4 protein-coding genes are annotated in these 5,675 nt (G+C 72.9%); 1 reads left to right on the top strand and 3 read right to left on the bottom strand.

All coding sequences use genetic code 11. The features are described from left to right. The 3 genes from mutY to mutM form a co-directional block, all read right to left on the bottom strand. Positions 1–891, bottom strand: an 891-nt coding sequence (gene mutY / locus ACIY1X_RS15620) for an A/G-specific adenine glycosylase (RefSeq protein ID WP_399682071.1), incomplete at its 3' end; no start/stop codon positions are given. A gap of 62 nt (positions 892–953) precedes the next feature. Next, positions 954–2,936, bottom strand: coding sequence for a dynamin family protein (locus ACIY1X_RS15615; protein WP_399682056.1), 1,983 nt, complete (start codon positions 2,934–2,936; stop codon positions 954–956). A 96-nt stretch (positions 2,937–3,032) separates the two neighbouring features. Beyond that, positions 3,033–3,848 (bottom strand): bifunctional DNA-formamidopyrimidine glycosylase/DNA-(apurinic or apyrimidinic site) lyase, encoded by an 816-nt coding sequence (gene mutM, locus ACIY1X_RS15610; RefSeq protein ID WP_399682054.1) that lies wholly within the window; start codon positions 3,846–3,848, stop codon positions 3,033–3,035. A 127-nt stretch (positions 3,849–3,975) separates the two neighbouring features. Here mutM and ACIY1X_RS15605 point away from each other — a divergent pair. Further along, positions 3,976–5,675: tetratricopeptide repeat protein (locus tag ACIY1X_RS15605; RefSeq protein ID WP_399682051.1), on the top strand; the 1,700-nt coding region annotated here is incomplete at its 3' end.

Below are 5,675 nucleotides of genomic sequence, written 5' to 3'. Positions count from 1 at the left end.
CACCGGATGCAGGTGCAGATCCTTGTGGGTGAGCACGTGGACGAAGGCCGGCAGATCCTGCGGCTCGGCTGCGGACGGGCAGGCGGCCAGCAGCGCCTCGCGCGACTCGAACACCGGCAGCGCCCACAGCCCGGCCCAGATGCCGCGCGCCGGGCGCTTGTGCAGCCAGACCGCGCCGTCTTCCTCCCGCTGCGCCAGCAGCACCCACAGCGTCTGCGCCGTGCGGCGCAGCTTGCGGCTGCGCACCGGGTAGCGCTCCACGTCGCCGCCGGCGCGGGCACGGCACAGTGCCTGCACCGGGCACAGCAGGCAGTCCGGCCGGCGCGGCAGGCAGATGGTGGCGCCGAGGTCCATCAGGCCCTGGGTGTAGGCGGCGATGTCGTCCGGCCGGTCCGCGGGCGGCAGCAGCACATCGGCGGCGGTCCACAGGGCGCGCTCGTTCGCCGCCACGGCCAGGTCGCCGCCATAGGCCAGCAGCCGCGCCAGCACGCGCCGCACGTTGCCGTCCAGGATGGCGACCCGCTCGCCGAAGCAGAAGGCAGCGACGGCGGCGGCAGTGGAGCGGCCGATGCCGGGCAACGTCGCCAGCTCAGCCGCCGTGTGCGGAAAGCGGCCGCCGAAGCGCGCCACCACCTCCTGCGCGCAGCGGTGCAGGTTGCGCGCCCGGCTGTAGTAGCCCAACCCGCTCCACAGGCCGAACACCTCGTCCTCCGGCGCCGCGGCCAGCGCGGCGACGTCAGGGAAGCGGGCCAGGAAGCGCTCGTAGTAGCCCAGCACGGTCGTCACCTGCGTCTGCTGCAGCATGATCTCCGACAGCCAGACGCGGTACGGATCGCGGGTGCGCTGCCAGGGCAGGTGGTGGCGCCCGTGGCTGCGCTGCCAGGCGACCAGCTCGCGATGGAACTCGGATGAAAGCGCCTGCGCGGCGGCGGCGAGCGCCGCGTGCTCGCCGGTCACGCCACGCGCAGGGCGTCGCGCGCCGCGGCCTCGCCGGCGGCGGACGCGGTGGGCGGCTCCTGGCTGGTCAGCAGCCCGGTCAGCTCCTGCAGGCGCTCGTTCAGGGCCTTGAGCTGCCCTTCGTGGGCGTGGATCTCGGCCAGCCGCTCCTCCAGGCCGCCGGCCGCCTGCTGGATGCGCTCGACGGACTCGATGCGCCGCACGAAGTTGCGGCGGCGCTCCTTGAGCTGCGCGTCGAGCTGCGCGCCGGCGCTCTTGGACCAGCGCTCCACCTCGGCCATCGCCGCCTCGTTGACCGCGCGCACCCGGCTGCCCAGGGCGCGCACCAGCTTGTCGCAGAAGTCGTGCTGCGCCAGCTTGAGCACGTTGCCCACGCCCAGGTAGTGCAGGTGGCTCTGCTCGATGCGCCCGAGCTCGGCCACGAAGTCGCTCAGGTCGGGCTCGGCCGGCGCCTGCAGCGCGAAGCCGTGCTCCGCGTTGAGCTGGCGGAAGGTGGCGTGCAGCATGGCCTGGATCTCGGCCGTGGTCGCCTGCACCTCGCGCAGGTTGCCGCGCAGCGCATCGAAGGTGGCGCCGTACACCTTGCCCAGGCTGAGCTTGATGCCCGGCCGCCGCAGCGCCGCCGCCAGCCGCCCCAGGTCAGCCTTGAGCGCGGTGCTGCCCAGCACGGCATACACCTCGCGCAGCAGCTTGGCCTGCACCGAGCGCAGCGCCAGGATGCGGGTGTTGCTGGCCTCGAAGTCGGCCTGCTCCTGCTCGATGCGCGCGCGCATGTGGCGGATCACGGTGCTGTTCTTGCCGCGCAGCCCCTGCAGCTCCAGCGCCTGCTCCGACAGGTCGCGCTGGCGCACCTGCAGCAGGCGCGCGGCCTCGGCGCGCAACGCCGCGATGCCGGCATCGACCGCCAGGCGCAGCATGGTCTCGCGCCGGCCCAGCAACCCTTCGCCGAGCACCGCCTCCAGGGCGGGCAGGCGGCTGGCCTGCTGCAGCGCGACGTCGTGCTCGATCTTGGCCTGCAGCCCCTTCTGCGCCGAGACCGGCATCACCCGATCGCGCGGCACGCCCAGCGTGTCGGCCGAGTTGCGGCACTGGCGCTCGATCTGCGCGTCGATCTGGCCCGGCGCGCTCAGCGTGTCCCAGAGCGTGTCGATCTTGTTCAGGACGACGATGCGGGTCTCGCCCGGATCGCCCTCGGTGACCAGGTGCTCGCGCCAGATGGCGAGGTCGGAGCGCGTGACGCCGGTGTCGGCGCCCAGGATGAACACCACCGCATGCGCCTGCGGGATGAGGCTCACGGTGAGCTCCGGCTCGGCGCCGATGGCGTTCAGGCCCGGCGTGTCGAGGATCACGAGGCCCTGCTCCAGCAGCGGGTGCGGCATGTTCAGCAGCGCGTGGCGCCAGCGCGGCACTTCCACGCGGCCCTGGGCGTCGCACACCGGGTTGTCCTGCGGATGCTCGTCGCTCCAGAAGCCCAGTGCCCGCGCCTCGTCCACGCTGACCCAGTCGACCTCGGCCACCTTCTGCATCGCCGCGGCGAGCGATTCGGCGTCGTCGACGTCGATGGGCACCTCGGTCCAGCGCGCCTCCTGCTCCCGGCCGCGCCACCAGGTCAGCGAATGCGCCTCCAGCCGGGTGGCGATGGGCAGCAGCCGCAGGCAGGGCAGGAAGGCGGCGTCGTAGCCCAGCTCGGTCGGGCACATCGTCGTGCGCCCGGCGCTGGCCGGCATGATGCGGCGGCCGTAGCCGGCGAAGAAGATGGCGTTGATCAGCTCCGACTTGCCGCGCGAGAACTCGGCCACGAACGCGACCATGACCTTGCTGGTGCGCATCTGCGCCTCCAGCTCGCGCAGGCGCTCGCCGACGGCGGCGTCCAGCAGGTCGCTGTCACGCAGCCAGTTGGCCAGCCACTTGAGCCGGTGCGCGAAGTTGCGACGCCAGGCACCGTGCTGGTCGAATTGCTGGTTGAAGGACGCGCTCAAGAAGGCCTGCCACGTGGATGGTTAACAAAATATAACACTCGCTTTTCCGCCCGGCATCGCCTTTCGGAGGGTCGATGTCGACCGTTCAGCCGCTTTTCAACTTTTCTGACACGCCGGGCAGAAAAAGGTGGAACGCTGGCCCTGGCGGATCTGCCGGACCTGGGTGCCGCACACCCGGCAGGCTTCGCCGGCACGACCGTACACCATCGCCTCGAGTTGGAAGTAGCCGCTGCTGCCGTCGACGTGCGAGAAATCCCTGAGGCTGCTGCCGCCGCGCTCCACCGCTCGGCCGAGCACGTCGCGGATGGCGGCGTGCAGCCGCAGCGCGCGCGGGCGGGAGACGCGCAAGGCGGGCAGCGTCGGCCGGATGCCGGCCAGGAACAGCGCCTCGGAGGCGTAGATGTTGCCGACCCCCACGACGACGTCGCCCGCCATCAGCACCTGCTTGATGGGCGCCTGCCGCCGGCGCAGCGCGGCATGGAAGGCGTCGGCGTCGAAGCCGCCCTCCAGCGGCTCCATGCCCAGGCCGTCCAGCAGCTTGCGCGCCGCCGGCGCGTCCTGCGCCTCCACATAGACGGCCGCGCCGAAGCGGCGCGGATCGTTCAGCCGCAACGTTCCCGCGGTGGTGGCCAGGTCGAAGTGGTCGTGCACGCCCGGCGGCGGCAGCGCGGCGTCGAAACGCAGGCTGCCGGACATCCCCAGGTGCAGCAGCAGCAGACCCTCGTCCAGGTCGACGAGCAGGTACTTGCCGCGCCGGCGCACGCCCTGCACCCGGCGGCCCACCAGCGCCTGCGGCAACACGCCCAGCCCCCAGCGCAGGGGCTTGCCCATGCGCACGGCCAGCACCTGCGCGCCGGCGATGCGGTCGGCGAAGCCGCGCCGGGTGACTTCGACCTCGGGGAGTTCGGGCATGGGAAATCCAGCGAAAGGGCGCAGCGCAGCCAGGGCCGGTTGCCCGGCTGCGGCCATCGTCCGAAAGGGGTTGGATTATTATGATTCGATGCTTTTTTCGCCCCGCAGATACCGCCTGGCGGCCGCCTTGGCGACGGTCGCCACGCTGGGGGCGTGCGCCCAGACGACGACGGCGCCCGAACCTTCCCCTCCCACTCCTTCCGCAGCCGCGCCGGCCCCTGCCGCCGCACCGGCAGCCGTACCCACCGCAGCCGCCCGGACCGACACCCGCGGCGATGCCGGCAAGGACAAGGACAAGCCCGACGACGACGGTCCGGCCCGGCCCTCGGCCATGACGGCCCAGCTGTTCTACGAGGTTCTGGTGGGCGAACTCAACGCCACCGGCGGCGATCCCGGCGAGGGCTTCGAGATGCTGCTCGACGCGGCCCGCCGCACCCGCGAGCCCGCCCTGTTCCGCCGCGCCGCCGAAGTGGCGGTGCTGGCGCGCTCGCCCGAGGCCGCGCTGACGGTGGCGCGCCTGTGGCGCGAGGCCCTGCCCGACGCGCGCGAGGCCCGCCGGCTCGAACTGCAGGTGCTGATCGCGCTCGGCCGCCTCGCCGAGTCCGAGGCGCCGCTGCGCGACGAGCTGAAGGCCACCCCGGTGGTCGAGCACCCCGCCCTCATGGCGATGATCGTCCGCCACTACAGCCGGGCCGCCGACAAGAAGCTCGCCGCCTCGGTCATCGAGCGCGCGCTGGCCGACGACCTGCGCAACCCCGCCACGGCCGCCCTGGCCTGGACCACGGTGGGCCGCCTGCGCATGGTGGCCGGCGACGCCGGCGGCGCGCTCGACGCCGCACGCCAGGGCCAGGCGGCCGACCCCGGCGCGGACGCGCCGGTCGGGCTCGCGCTGGACCTGATGGAGACGCAGCCCGAGGCCGAGGCCATCGTCAAGCGCTACCTCGCGTCGCCCAAGGCACTGCCCGAGGCGCGCATCGCCTATGCGCGCGCCCTGGCGGTCGATCGGCGCTATGCGGACGCCTCCGCCGAACTGCAGGCGCTCACCCAGGCGCGGCCGGAATTGCCCGAGCCCTGGCTGCTGCTGGGCTCGCTGCAGGCGCAGGCCCGGCAGGACACGCAGGCCGAGGCCTCGGCGAAGCGCTACCTGGAACTCGCCACGCAGCAGAGCGACGCGGACGACCGCCGCCGCGGGCAGACGCAGGCCTACATCCTGCTCGCGCAACTGGCCGAACGTCGCAAGGACTATGCCGATGCGGAGCAGTGGCTGGCGCGCATCGAGGGCGGCGACCAGTTGCCCGCCGCCCGCTCGCAGCGCGCCCTGCTGCTGGCCCGCCAGGGCAAGCTGGCCGAGGCGCGCGAGCTGATCCGCAGCCTGCCGGCGCGCAACGAGGCCGAGCGCCGGCAGAAGCTGCTGGCCGAGGTGCAGCTCCTGCGCGACGCCAAGGACTACCAAAGCGCCTACGACATGCTGGCCCGGGCCAGCACCGCCGCGCCCGAGGACGGCGACCTGCTCTACGACCAGGCCATGATGGCCGAGAAGCTCAACCGGCTGGACGACATGGAACGCCTGCTGCGCCGGCTGATCCAGCTCAAGCCCGACAACCAGAACGCCTACAACGCGCTGGGCTACGCCTGGGCCGATCGCAACATGCGCCTGCCGGAGGCGCGCGAGCTGATCCTCAAGGCCGTGGCCCTGGCGCCGGACGACCCGTTCATCGCCGACAGCCTGGGCTGGGTCGAATACCGCCTGGGCAACGTCGCCGAGGCCCGGCGCATCCTGGAAGCGGCCTACGGCAAGCGGCCGGACCCGGAGATCGGCGCCCACCT

It is taken from the genome of Xenophilus sp., assembly GCF_044462705.1.
Lineage (GTDB): Bacteria > Pseudomonadota > Gammaproteobacteria > Burkholderiales > Burkholderiaceae_C > Xenophilus > Xenophilus azovorans.
The sequence above is the reverse complement of the archived record's forward strand: the minus strand, read 5'-3'. Positions and strand labels throughout refer to the sequence as shown.

Coding starts and splice junctions, on each gene's coding strand:
- mutM (WP_399682054.1), bottom strand. CDS start 3,848: ATGCCCGAACTCCCCGAGGTCGAAGTCACCCGGCGCGGCTTCGCCGAC.